Source organism: Pseudomonas sp. ICMP22404 (assembly GCF_006227205.1).
In the GTDB taxonomy this organism is placed as follows: domain Bacteria; phylum Pseudomonadota; class Gammaproteobacteria; order Pseudomonadales; family Pseudomonadaceae; genus Aquipseudomonas.
The window spans coordinates 779,991-805,563 of record NZ_VCNG01000001.1 but is presented as its reverse complement, the minus strand read 5'-3'; the positions used below and the strand labels follow the sequence as shown (position 1 = coordinate 805,563).

Here is a 25,573-nt window from a genome sequence, read left to right as displayed (position 1 = left end):
ACTTGCGCTTTCGATCTCTCGTTAGCGGGAGGCGAATTCTACAGCGTTAGTCGCTGCTGTCAACACCTCTTTTTCACCGCTTTCGACCGAGAAGATCGAACCGTCAACGGGGCCAAACAACACACCCTGCCAACTCCTTCCGGACTTCGATGAACTGAAGCCCTGCGCCATCTTAAATCGTCTAACTCATTGAAACTCAAGGAGTTTTCCGTTTCGACTGCGCCGGAAGTGGGGCGAATTATAGAGACTCAGAATCTGCCGTCAACCCTTAATTTCGCTTTTCTATCAATACGTTGCGACACACCCGATAAAACGCCGTCTATACCCGCCAAAAGCCTCCCCTCTATATAGAAGAAAGCTTCAAATGACTCCGTCCTCCTTAAAAGCAGTTACAGCCGCTTCATCCAAGCCAAGCACACGCTGCAACACCTCCAGCGTGTGTTCCCCCAACAACGGAGGCGCACGACGGTATTCCACGGGCGTCTTGGACAAGCGAATCGGGCTGGCTACCTGGGGCACCTTACCGGCCAACGCGTGAGGCAACTCCATTGCCAGTCCGCGAGCCCGCACCTGCGGATCGGCAAACACCTGCTCCAGATCGTTGATCGGCCCGCAGGGCACTCCGGCCTGCTCCAACTGGGCCACCCATTCAGCAGTGGTCTTGAACACCGTCGCCTGGCGAATCAACGGGATCAGTACCGCTCGGTTCGCCACCCGCTGCTTGTTCGTTACAAAACGAGGATCATCAGCCCACTGCGGTTGACCAGCGACTTCAGCAAACTTGCGGAACTGGCCGTCGTTACCCACGGTAAGAATGAAGTCGCCATCAGCCGTAGGAAAATCCTGATAAGGCACGATATTGGGGTGAGCGTTGCCCAATCGTTTCGGCGCATTGCCTGTCGTCAGGTAGTTCATCGCCTGGTTGGCCAGGCAAGCCACTTGAACGTCCAGCAAGGCCATGTCGATATGCTGACCGTCACCGGCCTGGTCGCGGTGAGCCAGTGCCGCCAGGATTGCAGCAGTCGAATAGAGTCCCGTGAGGATATCCGTCAGTGCCACCCCGACCTTCACCGGCCCGGCCCCCTCATCGCCCTCGGGCCGACCGGTGAGACTCATCAGCCCCCCCAGGCCCTGGATCATGAAGTCATAACCGGCGCGCTTTGCATAAGGACCGGTCTGGCCAAACCCGGTGATCGAGCAATAGATCAACCGCGGGTTGATCGCCTTCAGCGAGTCGTAGTCCAGGCCATAAGCTGCAAGCCCACCGACCTTGAAGTTCTCGATCAGGATGTCGGACTTGGCTGCCAGCTCCCGCACCAGGTTCTGCCCCTCGGGTCGGGTGAAGTCGATGGTGACCGATTGCTTGTTGCGATTGGCCGATAAGTAATAAGCCGCCTCGGTCGTATTTTCGCCCCGCCCATCCTTCAGGAAGGGCGGCCCCCAGGCACGCGTGTCGTCGCCATTGCCCGGGCGCTCGACCTTGATAACCTCCGCCCCCAGGTCCGCCAGGATCTGGCCGGCCCACGGCCCGGCCAGGACTCTCGATAAATCCAGTACCCGCAGGTGCGAAAGTGCGCCCATGGCCGTTCTCCTATTAATAGAACGCCTGGATACCGGTTTGCGCGCGACCGAGGATCAGCGCATGAACGTCGTGTGTCCCCTCATAGGTGTTCACCACTTCAAGGTTCACCAGATGACGGGCAATGCCGAACTCATCGGAAATGCCATTGCCACCCAGCATGTCCCGCGCCATACGCGCGATATCCAGGGATTTGCCGCAGGAGTTGCGCTTCATGATCGAAGTGATCTCCACCGCCGCCGAGCCTTCATCTTTCATACGCCCCAGACGCAGGCATCCTTGCAGGGCGAGGGTGATTTCAGTCTGCATATCGGCCAGTTTCTTCTGGATCAACTGGTTGGCCGCCAAGGGACGACCAAACTGCTGGCGATCCAGGGTGTATTGACGAGCGGTGTGCCAGCAGAACTCCGCGGCGCCCAAGGCGCCCCAGGAAATGCCGTAGCGTGCCGAGTTCAGGCAGGTAAACGGACCTTTCAGACCACGCACATCCGGGAAGATGTTCTCTTCCGGAACAAACACGTTGTCCATGACGATCTCGCCGGTAATGGAAGCCCGCAGCCCGACCTTGCCATGGATGGCCGGCGCGCTCAGGCCCTTCCAGCCTTTCTCCAGTACAAAACCGCGGATATCACCGGCGTCGTCCTTGCCCCACACGACAAACACATCGGCAATCGGACTGTTGGTGATCCACATCTTACTGCCCGTCAGGCTGTAGCCGCCTTCGACTTTGCGCGCACGAGTGATCATCGCGCCCGGGTCGGAACCATGGTTCGGCTCGGTCAAACCGAAGCAACCGATCCACTCACCGGAGGCCAGCTTCGGCAGGTACTTCTGCTTCTGGGCTTCGGTGCCAAACTCGTTGATAGGCACCATGACCAACGAAGATTGCACACTCATCATCGAGCGGTAGCCGGAGTCGACCCGCTCTACTTCACGAGCGATCAGGCCGTAGCTGACGTAGTTCAAACCACTGCCGCCGTACTGCTCCGGAATGGTGGCGCCCAGCAGTCCCACTTCACCCATCTCACGAAAGATCGCCGGGTCGGTTTTTTCATGACGGAACGCTTCCAGCACCCGGGGCGCAAGCTTCTGCTGGGCGAACTGCTGGGCAGTGTCGCGGATCATGCGCTCTTCTTCGGTGAGTTGCTGGTCCAGCAACAATGGATCGATCCAGTTGAAGCTCGCTTTACCGGCCATGAAAAAATCCTCGCCAATCAAATGAAAAATCGTGGATTGATCCTAGGCGCGCTTTCCTACGAGGGCAAACGACGATTACGCATGTGCTTGTGCTAATTTCTCACTCCGTAAACGTCAAAAGCCCTGTTTATGCCGCCGACCAGTGAGGTCTCCGTACATGCGTAGAAAGATACCCAGCACCGCCGCACTGATCAGCTTCGAAGCCGCCGCACGCCATGAGAGCTTCACCAAGGCCGCGCAGGAGCTTTCGCTCACCCAAGGGGCGATCTGCCGACAGATCGCCAGCCTGGAGGATTTTCTCAGCGTGGAGTTGTTCCGACGTTCGCGGCGCGGCGTCAAACTGACTGAAGCCGGCCTGTCCTATAGCCGCCGGGTTGCCACCCAGTTGGACGCCGTCGAGCGCGATACGCTCTCGGTGATGGGGCACACCGGCGCAAACGTGATTGAGCTGGCCGTGGTTCCCACGTTTGGGACCCAATGGCTGTTACCGCGCCTGAAGGATTTCCAGAAGCAACATCCGGAAGTCACCGTCAACCTGACCAATCGCACGCGCCCCTTTCTGTTTGCGGACACGGACTTTGACGCCGCCATCTATTTTGGCGACGCCGACTGGTCCGGCACCGAATCCCACAAACTCATGGGTGAAAATCCCATGCCAGTCTGTAGCCCCGCGCTATTGGGCGACCGCAGCAACCTGACACCGCAAGCCATTGCCGAGTTACCCCTGCTGCAGCAAACCACCCGTCCATATGCCTGGCGCCAGTGGTTCAACGCGCAGGACCTCAATGTTGCCCGCGACCTGACAGGCCCGCGTTATGAACTATTCCCCATGCTTGCCCAGGCCGCCATGCACGACATGGGAATAGCCTTGATTCCGCCCTTCCTGATCCAGCGGGAGCTGGCGGAAAAACGCTTGGTCGTTGCCAACAGCAACGCGCTATCGAGCATCAAGGCCTATTACCTGATGATCCCGGAACGAAAGGTCGAATCTGCATCGCTGCGAGCTTTTCGTGATTGGCTGGTAGGCCAGGCCAGGGGCTACGTGCCTGATTAATAAGGAAATGAGTCATGACTGACTCCGGTAGTAAGCTAATAAAAAGCGCTACAGATATAAGTTTTTGTCGCAATCAGTCAATCTGTTCAGAAATCAGTACAGTAGTCTCAGAAGCGTTCAAATACGTGGCTTTGAGCCATATCGCCCCGCTCATTACGGCTCATTCATCTGGCCGATGGGAAAATTTATCAATTTGAGCCTGAATCCTTGAAAGGCACGGCCTACAGGGGATATGACCCGATGATTGCGACATTCGGTCACAGGGTGACTTGTAGTTAATTTTTCGTCACCCGTCATAATCCCTTGAAGGGTTGTATTTTCGCCTGCAAAATGCCGCGCCCCGCCTGATTCGGCGGGATCGTGCTGATCCGCCGCCCCAGTCGCACCATCCGAAGTGCATGGGTTTACTCAATAAGATCACGCAGGAGATTTGACGTGCACATTGGTGTTCCTCTCGAAACCCAGACGGGTGAAACACGGGTTGCTGCTACCCCGGAAACCATCAAGAAGCTGATCGGCCAAGGTCATAAAGTCACTGTTCAAAGCGGCGCGGGTCTCAAGGCCAGCGTTATCGACAGTGCCTATGAGGCCGCAGGCGCGACCATTGGCAGCGCCAGCGAGGCGTTCGGGGCCGAACTGATCCTCAAGGTGGTTGCTCCCAGCGATAGCGAACTGACGCTGATCAAGAGCGGCACCGTTCTGGTGGGCATGCTCAATCCGTTCAACAACGAAACCATCGCCAAGCTGGCCGAGTGCGGCATCACCGCGTTCGCCCTCGAAGCAGCGCCGCGCACCTCCCGCGCCCAGAGCTTGGATGTGCTGTCGTCCCAAGCCAACATCGCCGGCTATAAGGCCGTGCTGCTGGCCGCGCACTACTACCCTCGCTTCATGCCAATGCTGATGACGGCGGCAGGCACCGTGAAAGCGGCGCGCGTGCTGATTCTCGGCGCGGGCGTGGCCGGGTTGCAGGCGATTGCCACGGCTAAACGCCTGGGCGCGGTGATCGAAGCTTCGGACGTGCGTCCGGCGGTGAAGGAACAGATCGAATCCCTTGGTGCCAAGTTCGTCGACGTGCCTTATGAAACCGACGAAGAACGCGAATGCGCCGTCGGTGTCGGCGGCTACGCTCGCCCCATGCCCGCAAGCTGGATGCAACGCCAGGCCCAGGCTGTGCACGAACGCGCCAAGCAGGCTGACATCGTCATCACTACCGCGCTGATCCCCGGCCGCAAGGCACCGACCTTGCTGAGCGCCGAAACCGTGGCACAGATGAAACCCGGCTCGGTGGTCATTGACCTCGCGGCAGCCCAGGGTGGCAACTGCCCGCTGACCGTGGCCGATCAGGTGGTTGTCGAGAACGGCGTGACCATCGTCGGCCCGACCAACCTGGCCGGTGAAGTCGCAGCCGACGCTTCGGCACTGTATGCCCGTAACCTGCTGGACTTCCTGAAGCTGGTCTTCACCAAGGAAGGTCAGTTCGACGTGAACCTGGAAGACGACATCGTCGCCGCGTGCCTGATGTGCCGCGACGGCCAGGTCATCCGCAAAAACGCCTAAGCAGGGATTCAGACAATGGAAGAGCTTATCTCCCCCGGTATCTACAACCTGATCATCTTCGTGCTGGCGATTTATGTCGGTTACCACGTGGTCTGGAACGTAACGCCTGCACTGCACACCCCCTTGATGGCCGTGACCAACGCCATTTCGGCGATCGTGATCGTCGGCGCGATGCTCGCCGCCGCGCTGACCGTGACACCGCTGGGCAAGACCATGGGCACCCTGGCTGTGGCCCTGGCCGCGGTCAACGTATTCGGTGGCTTCCTGGTGACGCGCCGCATGCTTGAGATGTTCAAGAAAAAAGCCCCGAAAGCAAAAGAAGAGGCGCCCAAGTAATGAGCATGAACCTGGTAACGACGCTGTACCTGATCGCGTCGATCTGTTTCATCCAGGCCCTCAAGGGCCTGTCGCACCCGACTACATCCCGTCGCGGCAATCTGTTCGGCATGCTCGGCATGGCGCTGGCGATCGCCACGACCGTGGGCCTCATCTATAAGCTGGGGGCCGAGCTTGCAACCGCGGGCATCGGCTATGTCATCGTCGGCCTGCTGATCGGCGGCACCGCAGGCTCGATCATGGCCAAACGCGTCGAGATGACCAAGATGCCGGAGCTGGTGGCGTTCATGCACAGCATGATCGGCCTGGCGGCCGTGTTCATCGCCATCGCCGCCGTCGTCGAGCCGCAATCCCTGGGCATCGTCAAGCAACTGGGCGACTCGATTCCGGCCGGTAACCGCCTGGAGCTGTTCCTCGGCGCGGCGATCGGTGCAATCACTTTCTCCGGTTCGGTGATCGCCTTCGGCAAACTGTCCGGCAAGTACAAGTTCCGCCTGTTCCAAGGCGCGCCGGTGCAGTTCGGCGGCCAGCACAAGCTCAACCTGATCCTGGGCCTGGCCACACTGGGACTGGGCGTAACGTTCATGGTCACGGGCAACTTCAGCGCATTTGCCCTGATGCTGGCTCTGGCATTCGTGCTGGGCGTGCTGATCATCATCCCCATCGGCGGTGCGGACATGCCGGTGGTGGTGTCGATGCTCAACAGCTATTCGGGCTGGGCTGCGGCCGGTATCGGTTTCTCGCTGAACAACTCGATGCTGATCATCGCCGGCTCCCTGGTGGGCTCAAGCGGTGCGATCCTCTCGTACATCATGTGCAAGGCGATGAACCGTTCGTTCTTCAACGTGCTGCTGGGCGGCTTCGGCAACAGCGCCGATGCGGCAGGTCCGGCCGGCTCGAAAGAAGCGCGTCCGGTGAAATCCGGCTCGGCGGATGACGCAACGTTCCTGCTGACCAACGCCGATACCGTGATCATCGTGCCGGGCTATGGCCTGGCGGTGGCCCGGGCGCAGCATGCCTTGAAAGAGCTGACCGAGAAGCTGACTCACCATGGCGTGACCGTGAAGTACGCGATCCACCCCGTGGCCGGTCGCATGCCCGGGCACATGAACGTGTTGCTGGCCGAGGCTGAAGTGCCATACGACCAGGTGTTCGAGATGGAGGACATCAACTCCGAGTTCGGCCAGGCCGACGTGGTCCTGGTGCTCGGCGCCAACGACGTGGTCAACCCGGCGGCGAAGAACGATCCGAAATCGCCGATTGCCGGCATGCCGATCCTCGAGGCCTTCAAGGCCAAGACCATCATCGTCAACAAGCGCTCCATGGCCAGCGGCTATGCCGGCCTGGACAACGAGCTGTTCTATCTGGACAAGACCATGATGGTGTTCGGTGACGCCAAGAAAGTCATCGAAGACATGGTCAAAGCCGTGGAATAACGCTCTCTGCTTCACTGAAACGCCCCGACTTGTCGGGGCGTTTTGATTTGTATCAAGGCCCGATGTTACCGATCCGGTAATGATGTTTTGCCTGAAACCCTCGTAATAGACGCCTAAAATGCGACTTTTGTCGCGGGTCGGGTACCGCGCGAATTCACTAGACTGCGCATCCATGCTCCCAGCCCGAGAAAACACTTCATGTACCGTGACCGCATTCGCCTGCCTTCCTTGTTGGATAAAGTGATGAGCGCTGCCGACGCAGCGTTGTTGATCGAGGACGGCATGACCGTCGGCATGAGCGGCTTCACCCGCGCCGGTGAAGCGAAAGCAGTCCCCCACGCCCTGGCCGAGCGCGCCAAGGTCAGCCCGCTGAAAATCAGCCTGATGACCGGCGCGAGCCTGGGTAACGACCTCGACAAGGAGCTCACTCAAGCCGGCGTGCTGGCGCGGCGTATGCCGTTCCAGGTCGACAGCACGTTGCGCAAGGCGATCAACGCAGGCGAAGTGATGTTCATCGACCAGCATCTTTCGGAAACCGTAGAGCAACTGCGCAACGCCCAGCTCAAGCTGCCTGATATTGCCGTGATCGAAGCCGTCGCCATCACTGAGCAAGGCCACATCGTCCCGACCACGTCAGTGGGTAACTCCGCCAGTTTTGCCATCTTCGCCCGGCAAGTGATCGTTGAGATCAACCTGGCCCACAACCCGGACCTGGAAGGGCTGCACGACATCTATATCCCAACCTATCGCCCAACCCGCACACCGATTCCCCTGGTGAAGGTCGACGACCGTATCGGCAGTACCGCCATCCCGATCCCGCCGGAGAAAATCGCTGCCATTGTCATCACCAATCAGGGCGACTCGCCGTCGACCGTCACACCACCGGACAGCGACACCCAGGCCATTGCCGATCACTTGATCGATTTCTTCAAGCGCGAAGTCGCGGCCGGACGCATGACCAACAAGCTTGGCCCGCTGCAGGCCGGTATTGGCAACATCGCCAACGCCGTGATGTGCGGGCTGATCGATTCGCCCTTCGAAGAGCTGACCATGTACTCCGAAGTCCTGCAGGACTCCACGTTCGACCTGATCGACGCCGGCAAACTGAGCTTCGCCTCAGGCAGCTCCATTACGCTGTCGAGCCGGCGCAATGCCGATGTGTTCGCCAACCTGGAGAAGTACAAGGACAAACTGGTCCTGCGACCACAGGAGATTTCCAATCATCCTGAAATAGTCCGCCGCCTGGGCATCATCGGCATCAATACCGCCCTGGAGTTCGACCTGTATGGCAACGTCAACTCCACCCATGTCTGCGGGACACGGATGATGAATGGCATCGGCGGCTCGGGAGACTTCGCCCGCAACGCGCACCTGGCGATTTTCGTGACCAAGTCGATTGCCAAGGCAGGCGCCATCTCCAGCGTCGTCCCCATGGTCAGCCACGTGGACCACACCGAGCATGATGTCGACATCCTGGTTACCGAGGTCGGCTTGGCCGACCTGCGAGGCCTGGCACCGCGGGAACGGGCGCGAGTGATCATCGACCACTGTGTGCATCCGACTTATCGCCAGGCCTTGAACGAGTATTTTGAAGCGGCATGCGCCTTGGGTGGACATACGCCTCACATCCTTCGCGATGCACTGAGTTGGCACCAGAACCTGGAAGAAACCGGACGCATGTTGGCCGTTTGATACAGCTGGATCGGCGCTACGGCACATACAGTTTTCGTCAATCAAAGCTTTTCTGCGACTACCGACAAAAACTGTACTGCTGTACCGGTGTTTTTCTAGAGGTTTTTAATGCTCTACACCCAAACCCAACCTAAAACGCACCATAAATGTGCAGACAGGTACAGTTGCCTTAATATGGACCAGTACACCGCCCTTTAACAGTTAACTGGTCGCGCACAATACTAGAGAACTGTATCTACAGAGTCTGGCCAAACGAGAGGATCATGGGCACCAGTTAAAGTTAAACCACTACCTAATCCCGCCATAAGCGGAAGGATGTCAACCATGGAACGTACACTCAGTTCCGAGCTGTTTTTCGAAGACAACGCTGCAAAAAACCAGGCTTCCCTGCCTCTTCGCGTTATTGCCAACCTGATGCTGTGGCAGCGCCGCATCGCCAGCCGCCATCAACTGGCTCGTCTGGATGCTCGCCTGCTGGCTGACGCCGGTATCAGCGAAGCACAACGCTACGAAGAGCTGAGCAAGCCGTTCTGGCGCTAACTCAGCGTCGCTGGCCCTGACCCACCGGGTCCACCGCCAGCACCGAATTGAACACAACAAGACCCGTCGCGGGAAACCGCGACGGGTCTTGTCGTTTAAGTGCCCCTAAATTCGATGCCAGATTGCAAACAGGTACAGTTTTATAGATCATCATATCTACAGGTACAGTTTTGATTTGCAGTCAGAACCCTGGAGGGATCCCTTATCAAAGCTGTCCTGCGTCGCGATCTGACTTTACTATCCAGGCGAACGTGGCGAAGCGAGTCGAACAGACGTCTCCTCTTCCAGCTACAGAACCGGCATTCTCATTATCCAAGGAATCTCACCATGATCCGTCTTCGTCTGCTCAGCGTTGCAACCCTGCTGGCCGTAGCCGCCCATGCCAATGCCAGCAGCTTCATCGTCACCACCGACTCCATCGTCGGCGCGCTCAAGGCCACGTCCGATGCAACTTCCGATGCGACCTCCTCGCTGCGGGACAATAAAATCGTCCAGGCGGCCCGTGACGATGCCGCCAGTTTCGTGGCCAGCGAAGGCGCTATCCGTGGCGTGAAGCTGGAAAGTGCTCTGGATTTCATCCGCCAACAGGCACCGCAATTGAATGCCACCGATGCCCAACTGGCCCAGGCGATCCTGGTGATCTGATCCAACATGAAATATCGGGCGGCCGAAGGTATCCCGATGTTTCAACGCTGGCTCTGGCCCGGCGGTTTGCGCTAGCCTTCAGGTTCGCCATCAACCGTCGAGTGCCATGCGTTTTACCTCAGATCTGCCTATCGTTTTGTTCCTGGTCGCTGCCTGCTGGTCCGTTTCGGCTCAAGCCTTCGATGTATCCACCCAGCAGTTGGTCGTCAGTGGCTACGCCACGAGCATGGTGACCTCCGCGCCCTTCGACCATAAACTGATCGTCGCCGCTCGCGATGACGCAGCGGCATTCGTTGCCAGTGAAGGACAGTTACGAGGCGCACGACTGGAGTCGGCCTTGGCTTATCTACGCCAGACCCAGCCAAAACTTCATGTCAGCGACCTTGAACTGGCACAGGCAATTCTCGTCCAATAGTTATCCCTACTTTCCGGAGTCGTTCCATGCGTAGCCCGCTGATTGCTGCCGCCCTAGGCCTGCTGGTATTGGCCGATGTGGCCCAGGCCCATACCCTGGTAGCCACCAGTAACATCATCGTTCGCGCCTCGCAGCGCACGATCGATTTCACCTCCGATACCACCACTTCCATCCGTGATTCGAAGATCGTCCGCGAAGCCCATGACGATGCAGCCAGCTTCGTCGCCAGCAACGGTGAAATCCGTGGCGCTCATCTTGAGGCCGCCTTCGACACCTTGCGTACCCGCGTGCCGGAAGCCCGCGATGCCAGTGACCAGGTCCTCGCCGAAGCCATCCTCGCACTGTGAGGCGGCTCGCCGCCTGGCTGGCGGCCGGGGCCCTGCTGCTCATGGGCGGCGCAGCCCAGGCAGGCCTGCGACTGCACCTCAACGATGAAGGCCTGAGCCCCGCGCAACAGCAGGCCAGCCAGGCGCTGCTCGATGAAGCCATGGCGGCCTTGCCGCCGCGCTTCATCGAACAATTGGACCGTCGTATCGATGTCGGCTGGACCGACCGGATGCCAGCCAACGCGTATGGCCAAGCCTCGCGGGTGTCACAGCTCGACCTCAACAGCAATCTGCTCGACAGTCTCACGGACGGCAGCGCCGCTACGCAGAAGACCCACCGCCCCCACGGTACCGTGCGGCGGGAATTGCTCGCCACCGTCCTGCACGAACTGACCCACATCTATGACCGCGCGCGTTTATGGCCGGATGCCGAGCGCGCGTTGATCCAGCGCTGCACACGACGCAACAGTAGCGCCGGGCTGATCGGCCTTCCGGATGAGTGCCGCGGCCAGAACGACCGCCGTTTCACCCTCAGTGACGATCCCCGCCTGCTGGACCTCGCAGGTTGGCCACAGTACGTCGGCCGTCGCGGTGAACGGGAGCAACACAACCGCCAGGTCGCCCGCAGCCCGGACCTCTACGAGACCAGCAGCCCCAAGGAATTCGTCGCGGTCAACATGGAGTACTTTCTCCTCGACCCGAGCTACGCCTGCCGACGACCCGCGCTGTACCGCTATTACCAAGAACACTTTGGTTGGGCCCCGCCCGCCAAGGACACCTGCGCCAAGTCGTTCGCCTTCCTCAACGCCGGCAACGATTTCGCCAGGACACCCCTGGGCAAGGTCGATCCGGAACGGGTTTACGCCATCGACTATCTGTTGGCCGAAGCCAATCAGAATTGGGTCAGCCGCTGGGGCCACAGCATGCTGCGGTTGGTGATCTGCGCACCTGGTCGCCCACGTGGGCCAGATTGCCGGCTGGATCTGGATCAACACCTGGTGCTCTCGTACCGCGCCTTCGTGGGTGATGTGCAGCTGTCCAGTTGGGATGGCCTGGTGGGCAAGTACCCGTCGCGCCTGTTCGTGTTGCCACTGGCCCAGGTGATCGACGAATACACCAAGACCGAATTGCGAAGCCTGGCGTCCGTGCCGCTGAACCTGTCACGGACCGAGATCGAAGAGACGGTCGAGCACGCCGCCGAAATGCATTGGAGCTACGACGGCAGCTATTACTTCCTGTCCAATAACTGCGCGGTGGAGAGCTTGAAGCTGCTGCGCAGCGGCAGCAATAACGAACAACTCAAGGGCCTGGACAGCATCATGCCCAACGGATTACTGGAAGTACTCAAGGGCCGGGGTCTGGCGGATACCAGCGTGTTGGATGACCCCAAGGAGGCCCTGCGCCTGGGCTACCGCTTCGATTCCTTTCGCGATCGGTATCAGGCGATGTTCAATGTGCTGAAGAAATACCTGCCGATCAAACAACAATCGGTGGAAGACTGGCTGGCCCTGGACGCCGCCGAGCGCCGTGTCTGGTTCGAACAGGCTGACCTGCGCACCAGCGCGGCTTTACTGTTGCTGGAACAGGCCAGTTATCGCCGGCAATTGCTGCTGGCCCAGGATGAGGTCAAACAACGTTACCTCGGTGCCCGTGAGCTGCAGAACGGCGGCATGGAAAGGGCCAACGCGACACTGCAACAGATCCTCGCCAACAGCGGTTTCCTGAGCCGCCCCGCGGAGTTGCTGGGCAGCAGCGGCTACGGGTTGCCACAACCCAGCGAGTGGCAGCGACTGGAATCGGAAAGCAGCCTGCGCCAGAAACAGCTTCAAACACTGACGGGAGATCTGGACAAGGAAGTCCGGGCGCTGCTCGAGCCTAGCCGCGCTGCTGAAATCGCCGCGAGCGAGGCCAACGTCAAGGAGCTTGGTGAGCATTTGCGCAAGCTGCACAAGGCGAGCGGTGGGTTGGAATTGCCCTAGTGTCCCAGGCATAAAAAAGGGTTCAGAACTTGGTTCTGAACCCTTTTTTTTCAGCAATAAATCAGCTCACGCGCGCCTTACGCACACCGTCAGCCAAGGCGGCACACAAGCTCAGCACACCGTCGACGGCCTGCTCCGATGTCTCGGCACTGGCGATATGGTCGATCAACGCCGAGCCGACCACCACGCCATCGGCCAACCGTGCGATGGCGGCGGCCTGCTCCGGCGTGCGAATGCCGAAACCGATGCTGATCGGTAGATCGGTATGGCGACGCAGACGCGCCACGGCTTCTTCCACATGCTCCAGCGTCGCGGCACCGGCGCCGGTCACGCCCGCCACCGACACGTAGTACACAAAGCCCGAACTGCCATTGAGCACGGTCGGCAACCGCACATCGTCGGTGGTCGGCGTGGTCAGGCGGATGAAATCCAGGCCCGCAGCCTGGGCCGGATCACACAGTTCGCCGTTGTGCTCGGGCGGCATGTCCACCACGATCAAGCCATCAACGCCGGAATCCAGCGCCTCGCCGATGAAGCGCTGCACGCCATAACGATGGATCGGGTTGAAGTAACCCATCAGCACCAGGGGCGTCTCACTGTTGTCTTTACGAAACTCGCGAACCATCTGCAGGGTTTTCGCCAGGTTCTGTTGGGCACCCAGCGCGCGGATGTTCGCCAACTGGATCGCCGGGCCGTCGGCCATCGGATCGGTGAACGGCATGCCCAATTCGATCACATCGGCACCGGCCGCCGGCAGGCCCTTGAGGATCGCCAGGGAGGTGTCGTAGTTCGGGTCGCCAGCGGTCACGAAGGTCACCAGGGCGGCGCGGTTCTGTTGCTTGAGTTCGGCAAAGCGGGTTTGCAGGCGGCTCATCAGTGTTTCTCCTGCTGGGACTGTTCCATGTGGTGCATCACGGTTTGCATGTCTTTGTCGCCACGGCCGGAGAGGTTGACCACCATCAGGTGGTCCTTGGGCAGGTTCGGTGCGCGCTTGAACACTTCAGCCAGGGCATGGGAGCTTTCCAGCGCAGGGATGATGCCTTCCAGGCGGCAACATTTGTGGAAGGCATCCAACGCTTCGGTATCGGTGATCGAGGTGTACTGGACGCGACCGATGTCATGCAACCAGGCGTGTTCCGGACCGATACCTGGGTAGTCGAGGCCGGCGGAGATCGAATGGGCGTCGATGATCTGGCCGTCTTCGTCCTGCAGCAAGAAGGTACGGTTGCCGTGCAATACACCGGGGACACCACCGTTCAGGCTCGCCGCGTGCTTGCCGGTTTCGATGCCGTAGCCAGCCGCTTCAACGCCGATGATGTCGACGCTCTTGTCGTCCAGGAACGGGTGGAACAGGCCCATCGCGTTGGAACCACCACCGATGCACGCCACCAGACTGTCCGGCAGGCGGCCTTCCTGTGCTTGCAGTTGATCGCGGGTTTCTTTGCCGATCACCGCCTGGAAGTCGCGAACCATGGCCGGATACGGGTGCGGACCGGCCACGGTGCCGATCAGGTAGAACGTGCTGTCGACGTTGGTGACCCAGTCACGCAGCGCTTCGTTCATGGCGTCCTTCAAGGTGCCGGTGCCCGCTACCACCGGAATCACTTCGGCGCCGAGCAACTTCATGCGGAACACGTTGGCCTGTTGGCGCTCGATGTCAGTGGTACCCATGTAGATCACGCAATCCAGACCGAAACGCGCGGCCACGGTGGCAGTCGCCACACCGTGCATGCCGGCGCCCGTCTCGGCAATGATGCGTTTTTTGCCCATGCGCCGCGCCAGCAGGATCTGACCGATGCAGTTGTTGATCTTGTGCGCGCCGGTGTGGTTCAGCTCTTCGCGCTTGAGATAGATCTTCGCGCCACCGCAGTATTCGGTCAGGCGCTCAGCGAAATAGAGCGGGCTTGGACGACCGACGTAGTCCCGTTGGAAGTAGGCCAGCTCCTCGATGAATGCAGGATCTTCCTTCGCCACTTCGTATTCGCGGGCCAGATCAAGGATCAACGGCATGAGGGTTTCGGCCACATAGCGGCCGCCGAACGTACCGAACAGGCCGTTGGCGTCGGGGCCGCTGCGCAGGTTGAAAGGGGTCGTAGGCTGGGTCATGGGAGAACGCTCCAGGCAAATGCGAAAGAAGACAATGAGGTCACTCTACCCCTGACATCCCTCTCTGAAAACCGATAAGATCGCCGCAACCTGTCAGGAAAACTCACAGATACCATGAGCCACGATCTGCCTCCGCTTAACGCCTTGCGCGCCTTCGAAGCCACCGCCCGCTTGAACAGCGTAAGCCAGGCGGCCGAACAGCTGCACGTGACTCACGGCGCAGTCAGTCGACAGTTGAAGGTGCTGGAGGAGCATCTGGGCGTCAGCCTGTTCATCAAGGACGGACGCGGCCTGAAACTCACAGATGCGGGCCTGCGTCTGCGCGATGCCAGCGCCGAAGCTTTCGAGCGGCTACGTAGCGTCTGCGCCGAACTCACCCAAAGCATGGCGGATGCTCCGTTTGTGCTGGGCTGCTCGGGCAGTCTGCTGGCGCGCTGGTTCATTCCGCGCCTGGGCCGGCTCAATGCCGATCTGCCGGACTTGCGCTTGCATCTGTCCGCTGGCGAAGGTGATCTGGACCCCAGGCGCCCAGGGCTGGACGCTTTACTGGTGTTTGCCGAGCCTCCCTGGCCGGCAGACATGCAAGTGTATGAATTGGTCAGCGAGCGGATCGGTCCGGTCATGAGCCCGCGTTACGCCGGTTTCGTCGACCTGAACGGCGCCCCGGTCGATGCGCTGCTGGGCGAGTCGTTGCTGCATACCACGTCGCGTCCTCAAGCCTGGCCGACCTGGGCACGGCAGAACAACCTCGATCCCCAGGCGCTGAAATTCGGCCAGGGTTTCGAGCATTTGTATTATTTGTTGGAGGCCGCGGTAGCTGGGCTGGGCGTGGCCATCGCTCCCGAGCCATTGGTGGCCGAGGATGTGCGCGCCGGACGCCTCGTCGCGCCATGGGGCTTCGATGAAACCCCGGCGCGACTGGCATTGTGGCTACCCAAGCGCGCCGCGGACGGCCGTGCCCGGCAGTTGGCTCAGTGGCTCAGGCATGAGCTGAGCCAACCGGCTTAATCACCGCGCTTGCACAGCAGATAAGCGGCCAACAGACCAAGAGCCCCGACCGCGACACCGGCGGTCGTCCAAGGGTGCTCTTGAGCGTAATCGCGTGTGGCGAGCCCTGTTTCGCGGGTTTTCACCTTGACCTCTTCGTACGCATCGCTGAGCAGATGACGGGAATGCTTCAACGCATTTTCGGCGTTTGCCTTGAGCGATTTGAGGGTCTTACGCGACTCGTCCGAAGCGTCGTCCTTCAGGCTTTCCAACGACTTGAGCAGATTCTCGATTTCCGCTTCCATGCTTTGCAACGAGGCTTTGCGTAATGAATTGCTGGCCATGGTGGCTCTCTCCTGCAGTGGTTGAGTGCGTGTGAAAGTTGGGACTCCCAGCATTTCTGAAAGTGCAGTAAATCTGAACTTCAGCGCGTGAACGGCACCACACGTAAGGCGAAAAATCGCTGCTAGGCTCTTGGTAGCCAAGCGGCTAGAGATAACCTAAGGAGAACGCCATGACTGATCATCACACGTACAAAAAGGTCGAGCTGGTCGGCTCGTCTCCCACCAGCATCGAAGATGCCATCAACAATGCCCTGGCCGAAGCCAGCAAAAGCCTCAAGCACCTGGAATGGTTCGAAGTCACGGAAACCCGTGGGCATATTGAAAACGGCCGGGCCGCGCACTTTCAGGTGACCCTCAAGGTCGGGTTCCGGATCGCAAATAGCTGAGGGGGCTTGGAACTTGCAGGCTGGCGGAGTGCCATAGGAATGGCGATGCGCTATCCGGCGGGCGCATCCCTCCTGTTTAATACCAGCCTATTGATCCGACCAAGGAGTGCGAGCGATGAAAAAGTTGATGGTTGCTGTGGGTCTGCTGAGCCTTGCGGGTTCGGTATTTGCCGCCGGTAAGCCCTGCGAGGAGCTGAAAAGCGAAATCGCAGCGAAGCTCGACGCCAAGCAGGTGTCAGGTTATTCGCTGGAGATCGTCGATAAAGGTGCGGCGAGTGACGGGAAAGTCGTCGGTACTTGTGAGGGTGGTGCGAAGGAAATCGTCTACAAGCGCTGATGCTGCTCGAATGTCAAAGCCGACGCATGCGTCGGCTTTTTCATGGGCACGATTCAGCCCTTCATGACCTGCGCCAACAATTCATATGAACGCAAGCGGTCGGCATGCTCATACAGGTCGCTGGTGAAAATCAGCTCATCGGCCTGAGTCTGCTCGATCAGCACCTCGAGGCGGGCACGGATCTTCTGCGGACCACCAACCATCGCCAGGCCAAGGAAATCGCCCACCGCTTCTTTCTCATGGGGCAACCAGAGACCGTTCATGGTTTCGACGGGCGGACGCTGCACCAGGCTCTGGCCGCGCATCAGCGCGAGGATCCGCTGATACACCGAAGTCGCCAGATAATCAGCCTGCTCATCGGTATCCGCCGCCACCAAAGGCACGCCGAGCATCACGTAGGGTTTGTCGAGCACCGCCGACGGCTGGAAGTGATTACGGTAGATGCGAATCGCCTCATGCATGTAGCGCGGCGCGAAGTGGGAGGCAAAGGCGTAGGGCAAACCGCGCTCACCGGCCAACTGCGCACTGAACAGGCTGGAGCCCAGCAACCACACCGGCACGTTGGTCCCGGTGCCAGGCATGGCGATGATGCGTTGATCGGGCGTGCGCGGGCCGAGATAGCGCATCAGCTCGGCCACATCCTCTGGGAAATCATCCGCACTACCGGAGCGCTCACGACGCAAGGCCCGGGCAGTCATCTGATCGGAGCCGGGCGCACGACCCAGTCCCAGATCGATCCGACCAGGGTAGAGGCTTTCCAGGGTGCCGAACTGTTCGGCGATGATCAACGGTGCATGGTTGGGCAACATCACCCCGCCGGAACCGACACGAATGGTCGAAGTACCACCGGCCAGATAACTCAGCAACACCGCCGTCGCGGAGCTGGCGATGCCATCCATATTGTGGTGTTCGGCCACCCAGAAACGGGTGTAGCCGAATTTTTCCACGTGCTGCGCCAGATCCAGCGAGTTACGCAAGGAACGGGCGGCATTGCCATCCTCGCGGACAGGCACGAGGTCGAGGGTTGAGAATTTCACTTCGGACAGCTGTTTCATGGGCCGGCGTCTCCAACGGGGCTTTTCCTACGAGCAAAAGCCTACCGTTTTCTGTAGGTGTGTTCCCTGCAATGTGGGCATATACCCGAGTTTCAATAGCTGCAACGAATTTTCCTACTAAATTAGTCGACTAATCGATGAAGTGAACTTTATCGGACGGTCTATCCTCACAAGCCTGGCAGTCAAAAAACACCCGGCGCAACCCGCGCGCCGGATCTTGAGGAGGCAGACATGGCTATCATTAAGAAAGCATCGGCTCACTGGGAAGGTGACCTGAAAACCGGCATCGGCTCCATCTCCACGGAAACCGGCGTACTGCGTGAAGCACCCTATGGTTTCAAGGCCCGTTTCGAAGGCGGCCGCGGCACCAACCCCGAAGAGCTGATCGGCGCGGCCCATGCCGGCTGCTTCTCCATGGCGTTCTCGATGATTCTGGGGGATGCCGGGCTCAAGGCCGACAGTATCGATACCAATGCCGAAGTGACCCTCGACCAGGTCGACGGCGGCTTTGCCATCACGGCGGTGAAGCTGATTCTCAAGGCGAAGATCCCCGGCGCCAGCCAGCAGCAGTTTGAAGAACTGAGCAACAAGGCCAAGGAAGGTTGCCCGGTTTCCAAGGTGTTGAACGCCAAGATCACCCTGGATGCCACGTTGGTGAACTGACGCCCTGCATAAGGATCGCAGCCGCTGAAGGCTGCGATCTTCCCCTGTTACCCGTTGAGCAATGTGTGGTCGAATGCAGTAGGCAGTTTCAACGTACAAGCGGTACGTGCTGCAGCGAGGAGTTCGAGCATGAAACGGTTTGCCCTGGTCATCATCGGTTGCGCCTTGACCACGTCAGCCCTGGCGGCGCCAAAATCCTGTGAAGAACTGAAAGCGGAAATCGAGGCGAAGATCCAGGCGAACAAAGTGTCGTCCTACACCTTGGAAATCGCCACGAACGAAGAAGTCCACGATCAAAACATGGTGGTCGGCACCTGCGAAGGCGGTACGAAGAAAATCATCTACCAGAAGAACGACAATTAAGGGACGCAGTTGACCTGCCGCTCCTCGGCGACAATCTTACGCTTGGCATTATAGAGCCGGGCACTTGGGGTAAACGCCAGGTTGCGAGCTTCCAGCCGATAACGCTGGCCAGCCTCGAAATGATCGTAGCGCACGATCATGTAGCACAACCGCTCCTGCGGTTCGGCCTGCATGCCCAACCCACCCCCACTCATGACCTCGAAGTCGAAGCGCACTTTCAGCTCATGGCTGCCCGGCGAAACCTGGAAGAACCGCCCATCTTGCAAGCGTTGCCCATCCAGGCCCTCGGCCATGAGCAGTTTTCCGCCCGGCATGGGGGTCGCAAAATCGACCCAGGCCATGTTCGGATCGACCGGGGGCTGCGGACTTGATGCACAACCGCTCAACGAGACAAGAGCCAGTAACAGGATATGAGGGCGCATGGTGGATTCCCTGAAGTCGGGTGTTGAGCATAGCGCCGATCAACTCTGCTGGCAGCCCGCCGGCGTACCTTGGCCCACCACTTTGCGCTGCTGGTCATAGAGCTTGGCCCATGGTCGGAAACCGATGCTGCCGGCCTGCAACTGGTAGCGCTGGCCTGCGTTGAAGTCCTTGAATTTCACACTCAACCGACAATCCCGCCACAGCGGCTCGGCATCCGGGCCAATATTCCCGGGCTCGACGGCAAATTGATAACGCACGGTCAACTCATGGGCGCCGGGCTGCACTTCGAAATAACGTTTGTCCACGGACGTCTTGTCATCGACTTCCAGCGCTTGCAGCGCCGTGTCCTGATGATTGCCAAGATCGATCCACGCTTGCGAAGGATCAGGGTCAGGCAAGCTGGCACAACCGGTCAGCAGCAACAGGCCACTCGTCAGCATCAACATGCGCATAGCGAAGCTCCGGGCAGGCGGGATAGTCTTGTGCGCAGACTTTTCCCAAGGTGATTCCAATTGATCAGGCCGCGTTCCAGCCATCGGTTACTCGACCGTGTTTTCAGGCTTTTGTTTCCGGGCCTCCTGCTTTTGTTACTCAACGGTTGTTCCAACGTCGGTTACTACGGCCAGCTCATCAGCGGACAGCTGCGGCTGTTGCAGGCCCGGGAGCCCGTCGACCAGGTGATTGCCGACCCCACTCGCGACGCCCGGTTGCGGGAGCATCTGGTGCAGGCGCGTGAGGCACGAACCTTCGCCAGCGCTCACCTGCATCTGCCGGATAACAAAAGTTACCGCCTGTATGCGGACATTGGTCGGCCTTACGTAGTCTGGAATGTCTTCGCCACGCCGGAATTTTCCCTGGCCCCGCAAAACCACTGCTTTCCCATCGCCGGTTGCGTGGCGTATCGCGGCTTCTACAGCCAGAGTGCCGCCCGTGGCGAAGCCGCCTTGCAACGTTTGCGTGGCATGGATGTGTCGATTGGCGGGGTAGAGGCTTATTCGACGCTGGGCTGGTTCAACGACCCGATCCTGAGCTCGATGATGCACTGGGGCGACGAACGCCTGGCCACACTGATTTTTCATGAACTGGCGCACCAGCGGTTCTACGTACAGGACGAAACTGAGTTCAACGAGTCCTTCGCCACCTTCGTCGAACAGGAAGGCACCCGGCAGTGGCGCGCCAGTCGCGGGCTGGCGCCGGACAACGGCCAGCAGGCACGTCAGCGCGATCAGTTCATCCAGCTGATCCTCGACACCCGTCAACGACTGGAAAAGCTCTATACCCAGCCCCTGCCACCCGAACAGATGCGTCAGCAAAAGCTTCAGGCGTTCGAACGCCTACGCGCCGAATATGCGCAGCTACGTGACAGCCAGTGGGCCGGCGACAAACGTTACGATGCCTGGGTCTATGCGCCGCTGAACAATGCGCGATTACTGCCGTTTGGCCTGTATGACCAATGGGTGCCGGCGTTTGCGGCCTTGTTCCGACAGGAATCGGGTGACTGGGTCGCGTTTTATGCCGCGGTGGAAAAACTGGGCAAGCTGCCAATGGATGAGCGCAAGGCGGCGTTGAAGGCGTTGGCAGGGTCATAGATATCCAGTGATTGAGCCGGCCTCATCGCGGGCAAGCCTTGCTCCCACAGGGAAGTCCTTCATGCCCGATGAGTTCTGTGGGAGCAAGGCTTGCCCGCGATGAGGCCGTCATGAACACCGCATAAGCCGACTCAGATCCATGCTGCATCCCACAACGGATAATCCCCTATCCGCTTAACCAACCCCGCTCGCAGAGGGTTTGCCACGATATAACGCGCCACCGCTTGCAAATCTTCTTCCTTGCGAATGGCCCGGTCGTGGAAACCTTCTTGCCAAAGCGGTCCTTGACGCTGCATCTGTCGATTGAAGGCTACGGTGGTCCGGGACTTCGTGCGCGCAATCAATTTCGAAAGCCCTATATCCTGCAATTCAATCAGCCAATGAAAATGGTCCGGCATGACAACCCAGGCCAGGGAACGGGCGAATTGTTCTTGCTGAGCTTTTCGAAAGGCGTCCACTACCAAACGTCCTGTCTCGAAGCGATTGAAAACCGGATCGCGACGGAGCGCTACTACCGTCAATAGATAAATTTGTCCGGATTGCGAATAACGCCCGAAACGCAATCGATTGGAATGTGCCTGGGTTTTCAATGGGGGATCCTCCTTGATCTGTCTTTGTCCTAAGGCTAGACAGCAGAAGCGGATCTGATCTGAAAAGTTGGAGCAGGATGTGTCTGGGTGGCCTCATCGCGGGCAAGCCTTGCTCCCACAGAACCGACAATTCCCTCATGCCGGATGGATTCCGTGGGAGCAAGGCTTGCCCGCGATGACCATCGAACTACCCTCGCATAAATGCCTGATGCAGCTCATCCACCGTCTGGAAGTGATACGCCGGACTCTCGGCCAGGAGCTCCTCACGACTGCCAAACCCATACCCCACCGCAGCCGCATCCAGGCCATTGCTGCGCGCGCCGATCAGGTCATGTTTACGGTCGCCGATCATCAGGGTCTTCGCCGGGTCGATGCCTTCTTCAGCCAGCAGGTGGGCGATCAATTCGACTTTGTCGGTGCGGGTGCCGTCCAGCTCGCTGCCGTAGATCACCTTGAAGTGCCGCGCAAAATCAAAATGCCGGGCGATTTCCCGGGCAAAGACCCAAGGCTTGGAAGTGGCGATGTACAACTGCCGACCCTGCCCCACCAGGGTTTCCAGCAGCGGCATCACCCCTTCGAAAACGCGGTTTTCGTACAGGCCGGTGACTTTGAAGCGCTCGCGGTAGAAATTCACCGCCTCCCAGGCCTTCGCTTCGTCGAAGCCATAGAACTGCATGAAGGCCTGCAGCAGCGGCGGGCCGATGAAATGTTCGAGGCGGGTCAGGTCGGGCTCGTCGATGCCCAATTGGCTGAGGGCGAACTGGATCGAACGGGTGATGCCTTCACGCGGGTCGGTGAGGGTACCGTCGAGGTCGAACAGTACGGTTTGGTAGTGCATGCAAGCTCCCGAGGTGAATGAATCAGTAGCAAGGGGTCATCTGTGGCGAGGGGACTCACCAGATGTTTCAGGGCTGGTCATAACCTTCAGCCAAGTGCAAATCCTTGAGCTTGACGTAGTTCGCCGCGCTGTAGGTGAAGAAGGCGCGCTCCTTGTCAGTCAGCGGCCGGGCCTGTTTCACCGGGCTGCCCACGTACAGGAAGCCACTCTCCAGGCGTTTGCCCGGCGGTACGAGGCTGCCGGCACCAATGATCACCTCATCCTCGACCACCGCGCCGTCCATGACGATGCTGCCCATGCCGATCAGCACCCGGCTGCCCACGGCGCAGCCATGGAGCATGACCTTGTGGGCGATGGTCACGTCGTCGCCGATCAACAGTGGAAAGCCATCGGGATTGAACGGGCCGGCGTGGGTGATATGCAGCACGCAGCCGTCCTGCACGCTGGTACGGGCGCCGATGCGGATGCGGTGCATATCGCCGCGAATGACCGTCAGTGGCCAGACGGAGCTGTCTTCGCCGATTTCAACGTCGCCGATCACCACCGCGGTGCTGTCGACGAAAGCGCCCCGGGCAAGCCGTGGGGTGTGATTCTGGTACGTGCGAAGGGTCACGATAGGCTCTCTCTTTTCTACTGATAGTCGCTGCTAGCTGCGGTGAAGGTCGATTGTAATTAAGATGGGCCGATGTTTCTTCCAGCCAAGGTGCCAACCGTGAGCGTGAACAACCCTCTTTTACAGCCCTATGACCTGCCGCCATTCTCGGCGATCCGTGCCGAACACGTGCAACCGGCCATCGAGCAGATCCTGGCTGACAACCGTGCCGCCATCGCGCAGATCCTCAAGACCCAAGGCCAACAGCCAAGCTGGGCCGGCCTGGTGCTGGCGATGGACGAGCTCAACGATCGCCTGGGCGCCGCCTGGAGCCCGGTGAGCCACTTGAACGCGGTGCGCAACAGCCCTGAACTGCGTGAAGCCTATGAAGCCTGCCTGCCAGCCCTGAGCGCCTACTCCACTGAGTTGGGCCAGAACCGTGAGTTGTTCCAGGCCTTCGAAGCCTTGGCGAACAGCCCTGAGGCCGCCGGTTTCGACGTGGCGCAAAAAACCATCCTGGAACACTCCCTGCGAGACTTCCGTCTGTCGGGTATCGACCTGCCACCGGAGCAGCAGAAACGCTACGCCGAGGTGCAAAGCAAGTTGTCCGAGCTGGGCAGCCGGTTCTCCAACCAACTGCTGGACGCCACCCAGGCCTGGACCAAGCACGTCACCGACGAAGCGGCGCTCGCCGGCCTGACCGATTCGGCCAAGGCACAAATGGCTGCGGCAGCCCAGGCCAAGGAACTGGACGGCTGGCTGATCAACCTGGAATTCCCCAGCTACTACGCGGTGATGACCTACGCCGAAGACCGCGCCCTGCGTGAAGAAGTCTACGCGGCCTACTGCACCCGTGCGTCGGACCAAGGCCCGAATGCCGGTCAGAACGATAACGGCCCGGTGATGGAGCAGATCCTCGACCTGCGCCAGGAGCTGGCCCAATTGCTGGGCTTCGCCAATTTCGCCGAGTTGAGCCTGGCGACCAAGATGGCCGAGTCCAGCGACCAGGTCCTCAGCTTCCTGCGTGACCTGGCCAAGCGCAGCAAACCGTTTGCCGCCCAGGATCTGGAACAACTGAAAGCCTTCGCCGCCGAGCAAGGCTGCCCCGATCTGCAAAGCTGGGACAGCGGTTTCTACGGTGAAAAACTGCGCCAGCAGCGCTACAGCGTCGCCCAGGAAGCCCTGCGCGCGTACTTCCCGATCGACAAGGTACTGAGCGGTCTGTTCGCCATCGTGCAACGCCTCTACGGCATCGAGATCACCGAGCTGAAAGGCTTCGACGCCTGGCACCCGGACGTGCGCCTGTTCGAGATCAAGGAAAACGGCCAGCACGTCGGGCGTTTCTTCTTCGATCTCTATGCCCGCGCCAACAAGCGTGGTGGCGCCTGGATGGACGGCGCCCGGGACCGTCGTCGCACGATCGATGGCGTGCTGCAAAGCCCGGTCGCCAACCTGGTGTGCAACTTCACCCCGGCCGACAGTGGCAAACCGGCCCTCCTGACCCACGACGAAGTCACCACACTGTTCCACGAGTTCGGCCATGGCCTGCACCACCTGCTGACCCGCGTCGAGCACGCCGGCGTATCCGGCATCAACGGCGTGGCCTGGGATGCCGTGGAGCTGCCAAGCCAGTTCATGGAGAACTGGTGCTGGGAGCCTGAAGGCCTGGCGCTGATCTCCGGTCACTACGAGACCGGCGAACCGCTGCCCCAGGACCTGCTGGAGAAGATGCTGGCGGCGAAAAACTTCCAGTCCGGCCTGATGATGGTCCGCCAACTGGAATTCTCGCTGTTCGATTTCGAACTGCACGCCACCCATGGCGACGGCCGCAGCGTGCTGCAAGTGCTCGAAGGTGTGCGCGACGAGGTGTCGGTGATGCGTCCTCCGGCCTACAACCGGTTCCCCAACAGCTTTGCCCACATCTTCGCCGGCGGCTACGCGGCGGGCTACTACAGCTATAAGTGGGCGGAAGTGCTGTCGGCCGATGCGTTCTCGAAGTTCGAGGAAGACGGCGTGCTCAACGCCGACACCGGCCGCGCTTTCCGCGAGGCGATCCTGGCCCGTGGAGGTTCCCAGGAACCGATGGTGCTGTTCGTCGACTTCCGTGGCCGTGAGCCGTCGATTGACGCACTCTTGCGCCATAGCGGCCTGAGCGAGGACGCGGCAGCATGAGCGAGGGGCCTGTGATCACGAAAAAACGCTTTATCGCCGGGGCAGTCTGCCCGGCGTGCAGCGAGCCGGACAAGTTGATGATGTGGAACGAAGACGGCGTGCCGCACCGCGAGTGCGTCGCCTGTGGTTATTCCGACACGCTCAACGAACAAGGCCTATCGGTGCCCAAGGAACTGGGCACCCGGGTCAATACGTCGGCGCTTAAAGTGCCGGACGCCAAGGTCCAGGCGGTACAGTTCTTTCCCAACCCCAAGTTGAAGAAAAAAACCGACTGACATGTCCGGCATCACCTTCCGGGCCACCCGGCCCGGGAGCGATATATATATACCGCCAGGCTTCACGCCTTCCTGCCCAGACTGGTCAGCCCAGACA

29 protein-coding genes are annotated in these 25,573 nt (G+C 59.8%); 18 read left to right on the top strand and 11 right to left on the bottom strand.

What is annotated here, in order from left to right:
- Window positions 1-360: 360 nt before the first annotated feature.
- A complete protein-coding gene (locus FGE05_RS03730; RefSeq protein WP_139641629.1) occupies window positions 361-1,581 on the bottom strand; it encodes a CaiB/BaiF CoA-transferase family protein in 1,221 nt (406 codons plus the stop codon).
- A 13-nt stretch (window positions 1,582-1,594) separates the two neighbouring features.
- Entirely contained in the window at window positions 1,595-2,776 is a 1,182-nt protein-coding gene (locus FGE05_RS03725) for an acyl-CoA dehydrogenase (protein WP_139641627.1), read from the bottom strand.
- A 157-nt stretch (window positions 2,777-2,933) separates the two neighbouring features.
- On the opposite strand from FGE05_RS03725, the gene FGE05_RS03720 reads away from it, so the two are divergent.
- From FGE05_RS03720 to FGE05_RS03675, 10 genes are all read left to right on the top strand, one after another.
- The gene (locus tag FGE05_RS03720; RefSeq protein WP_139641625.1) at window positions 2,934-3,830 is read left to right on the top strand and encodes a LysR family transcriptional regulator; all 897 of its coding nucleotides are present in this window, start codon (window positions 2,934-2,936) and stop codon (window positions 3,828-3,830) included.
- 435 nt (window positions 3,831-4,265) lie between these two features.
- The gene (locus FGE05_RS03715; RefSeq protein WP_139641623.1) at window positions 4,266-5,387 is read left to right on the top strand and encodes a Re/Si-specific NAD(P)(+) transhydrogenase subunit alpha; all 1,122 of its coding nucleotides are present in this window, start codon (window positions 4,266-4,268) and stop codon (window positions 5,385-5,387) included.
- Between the two features lie 15 nt (window positions 5,388-5,402).
- On the top strand, window positions 5,403-5,723 hold the full coding sequence (locus FGE05_RS03710) for an NAD(P) transhydrogenase subunit alpha (protein WP_003220416.1): 321 nt from the start codon (window positions 5,403-5,405) through the stop codon (window positions 5,721-5,723).
- A complete protein-coding gene (locus FGE05_RS03705; RefSeq protein WP_139641621.1) occupies window positions 5,723-7,159 on the top strand; it encodes an NAD(P)(+) transhydrogenase (Re/Si-specific) subunit beta in 1,437 nt (478 codons plus the stop codon). The genes FGE05_RS03710 and FGE05_RS03705 overlap by 1 nt, the downstream gene beginning before the upstream one ends.
- Before the next feature lie 198 nt (window positions 7,160-7,357).
- Window positions 7,358-8,851, top strand: a complete 1,494-nt coding sequence (locus tag FGE05_RS03700; protein ID WP_139641618.1) for an acetyl-CoA hydrolase/transferase family protein — start codon at window positions 7,358-7,360, stop codon at window positions 8,849-8,851.
- Between the two features lie 324 nt (window positions 8,852-9,175).
- The gene (locus FGE05_RS03695; protein WP_024778486.1) at window positions 9,176-9,391 is read left to right on the top strand and encodes a DUF1127 domain-containing protein; all 216 of its coding nucleotides are present in this window, start codon (window positions 9,176-9,178) and stop codon (window positions 9,389-9,391) included.
- A gap of 327 nt (window positions 9,392-9,718) precedes the next feature.
- On the top strand, window positions 9,719-10,036 hold the full coding sequence (locus FGE05_RS03690; RefSeq protein WP_139641616.1) for a DUF2388 domain-containing protein: 318 nt from the start codon (window positions 9,719-9,721) through the stop codon (window positions 10,034-10,036).
- A 106-nt stretch (window positions 10,037-10,142) separates the two neighbouring features.
- Window positions 10,143-10,451, top strand: a complete 309-nt coding sequence (locus tag FGE05_RS03685; protein ID WP_139641614.1) for a DUF2388 domain-containing protein — start codon at window positions 10,143-10,145, stop codon at window positions 10,449-10,451.
- 26 nt (window positions 10,452-10,477) lie between these two features.
- Window positions 10,478-10,798 (top strand): DUF2388 domain-containing protein, encoded by a 321-nt coding sequence (locus FGE05_RS03680; RefSeq protein ID WP_003187020.1) that lies wholly within the window; start codon window positions 10,478-10,480, stop codon window positions 10,796-10,798.
- A complete protein-coding gene (locus FGE05_RS03675) occupies window positions 10,795-12,756 on the top strand; it encodes a DUF4105 domain-containing protein (protein WP_139641612.1) in 1,962 nt (653 codons plus the stop codon). Before FGE05_RS03680 ends, FGE05_RS03675 begins: the two co-directional genes overlap by 4 nt.
- Before the next feature lie 61 nt (window positions 12,757-12,817).
- On the opposite strand, the gene trpA is transcribed toward FGE05_RS03675, so the two are convergent.
- Both trpA and trpB read right to left on the bottom strand, forming a co-directional pair.
- Window positions 12,818-13,630 carry a tryptophan synthase subunit alpha gene (trpA, locus tag FGE05_RS03670; RefSeq protein ID WP_041024239.1) on the bottom strand — a complete coding sequence of 271 codons (813 nt, stop codon included), beginning with the start codon at window positions 13,628-13,630 and terminating at the stop codon, window positions 12,818-12,820.
- The gene (gene trpB, locus FGE05_RS03665; protein WP_139641610.1) at window positions 13,630-14,862 is read right to left on the bottom strand and encodes a tryptophan synthase subunit beta; all 1,233 of its coding nucleotides are present in this window, start codon (window positions 14,860-14,862) and stop codon (window positions 13,630-13,632) included. The genes trpA and trpB overlap by 1 nt, the downstream gene beginning before the upstream one ends.
- Window positions 14,863-14,976: 114 nt before the next feature.
- On the opposite strand from trpB, the gene FGE05_RS03660 reads away from it, so the two are divergent.
- Window positions 14,977-15,870, top strand: a complete 894-nt coding sequence (locus FGE05_RS03660; protein ID WP_139641607.1) for a LysR family transcriptional regulator — start codon at window positions 14,977-14,979, stop codon at window positions 15,868-15,870.
- Here the strand turns inward: FGE05_RS03660 and FGE05_RS03655 are convergent.
- A complete protein-coding gene (locus FGE05_RS03655; RefSeq protein WP_024778479.1) occupies window positions 15,867-16,193 on the bottom strand; it encodes a YqjD family protein in 327 nt (108 codons plus the stop codon). The genes FGE05_RS03660 and FGE05_RS03655 overlap by 4 nt on opposite strands.
- Window positions 16,194-16,363: 170 nt before the next feature.
- On the opposite strand from FGE05_RS03655, the gene FGE05_RS03650 reads away from it, so the two are divergent.
- Both FGE05_RS03650 and FGE05_RS03645 read left to right on the top strand, forming a co-directional pair.
- The gene (locus FGE05_RS03650; RefSeq protein ID WP_041024236.1) at window positions 16,364-16,579 is read left to right on the top strand and encodes a dodecin; all 216 of its coding nucleotides are present in this window, start codon (window positions 16,364-16,366) and stop codon (window positions 16,577-16,579) included.
- Window positions 16,580-16,694: 115 nt separating this feature from the next.
- Window positions 16,695-16,916, top strand: a complete 222-nt coding sequence (locus FGE05_RS03645; RefSeq protein ID WP_139641604.1) for a DUF1161 domain-containing protein — start codon at window positions 16,695-16,697, stop codon at window positions 16,914-16,916.
- A 53-nt stretch (window positions 16,917-16,969) separates the two neighbouring features.
- Here the strand turns inward: FGE05_RS03645 and FGE05_RS03640 are convergent, their stop codons facing one another.
- Window positions 16,970-17,971, bottom strand: a complete 1,002-nt coding sequence (locus tag FGE05_RS03640; protein ID WP_139641602.1) for an LLM class flavin-dependent oxidoreductase — start codon at window positions 17,969-17,971, stop codon at window positions 16,970-16,972.
- A gap of 231 nt (window positions 17,972-18,202) precedes the next feature.
- Between FGE05_RS03640 and FGE05_RS03635 the strand changes: the two genes are divergently transcribed.
- Together FGE05_RS03635 and FGE05_RS03630 are read left to right on the top strand one after the other, a co-directional pair.
- Window positions 18,203-18,634 carry an OsmC family protein gene (locus FGE05_RS03635; RefSeq protein ID WP_139641600.1) on the top strand — a complete coding sequence of 144 codons (432 nt, stop codon included), beginning with the start codon at window positions 18,203-18,205 and terminating at the stop codon, window positions 18,632-18,634.
- A 129-nt stretch (window positions 18,635-18,763) separates the two neighbouring features.
- Window positions 18,764-18,997, top strand: coding sequence for a DUF1161 domain-containing protein (locus tag FGE05_RS03630; RefSeq protein ID WP_139641599.1), 234 nt, complete (start codon window positions 18,764-18,766; stop codon window positions 18,995-18,997).
- Here FGE05_RS03630 and FGE05_RS03625 read toward each other — a convergent pair.
- Both FGE05_RS03625 and FGE05_RS03620 read right to left on the bottom strand, forming a co-directional pair.
- Window positions 18,994-19,419 carry a hypothetical protein gene (locus tag FGE05_RS03625; RefSeq protein ID WP_139641597.1) on the bottom strand — a complete coding sequence of 142 codons (426 nt, stop codon included), beginning with the start codon at window positions 19,417-19,419 and terminating at the stop codon, window positions 18,994-18,996. The genes FGE05_RS03630 and FGE05_RS03625 overlap by 4 nt on opposite strands.
- A gap of 39 nt (window positions 19,420-19,458) precedes the next feature.
- On the bottom strand, window positions 19,459-19,872 hold the full coding sequence (locus tag FGE05_RS03620) for a hypothetical protein (RefSeq protein ID WP_139641595.1): 414 nt from the start codon (window positions 19,870-19,872) through the stop codon (window positions 19,459-19,461).
- Between the two features lie 60 nt (window positions 19,873-19,932).
- Here FGE05_RS03620 and FGE05_RS03615 point away from each other — a divergent pair, with 60 nt between their 5' ends.
- Window positions 19,933-21,009, top strand: coding sequence for an aminopeptidase (locus FGE05_RS03615; protein ID WP_139641593.1), 1,077 nt, complete (start codon window positions 19,933-19,935; stop codon window positions 21,007-21,009).
- A 131-nt stretch (window positions 21,010-21,140) separates the two neighbouring features.
- On the opposite strand, the gene FGE05_RS03610 is transcribed toward FGE05_RS03615, so the two are convergent.
- The 3 genes from FGE05_RS03610 to FGE05_RS03600 form a co-directional block, all read right to left on the bottom strand.
- Window positions 21,141-21,599 (bottom strand): transposase, encoded by a 459-nt coding sequence (locus FGE05_RS03610; protein ID WP_139641591.1) that lies wholly within the window; start codon window positions 21,597-21,599, stop codon window positions 21,141-21,143.
- Window positions 21,600-21,786: 187 nt separating this feature from the next.
- Window positions 21,787-22,437, bottom strand: a complete 651-nt coding sequence (locus FGE05_RS03605) for an HAD family hydrolase (protein WP_139641589.1) — start codon at window positions 22,435-22,437, stop codon at window positions 21,787-21,789.
- Between the two features lie 67 nt (window positions 22,438-22,504).
- A complete protein-coding gene (locus tag FGE05_RS03600; protein ID WP_139641587.1) occupies window positions 22,505-23,050 on the bottom strand; it encodes a gamma carbonic anhydrase family protein in 546 nt (181 codons plus the stop codon).
- A 99-nt stretch (window positions 23,051-23,149) separates the two neighbouring features.
- On the opposite strand from FGE05_RS03600, the gene prlC reads away from it, so the two are divergent.
- Window positions 23,150-25,201: an oligopeptidase A gene (gene prlC / locus FGE05_RS03595; RefSeq protein WP_055135866.1), complete on the top strand. Its 2,052-nt coding sequence runs from the start codon at window positions 23,150-23,152 to the stop codon at window positions 25,199-25,201.
- A complete protein-coding gene (locus tag FGE05_RS03590; protein ID WP_024778466.1) occupies window positions 25,198-25,476 on the top strand; it encodes a YheV family putative zinc ribbon protein in 279 nt (92 codons plus the stop codon). Before prlC ends, FGE05_RS03590 begins: the two co-directional genes overlap by 4 nt.
- Window positions 25,477-25,573: the final 97 nt, after the last annotated feature.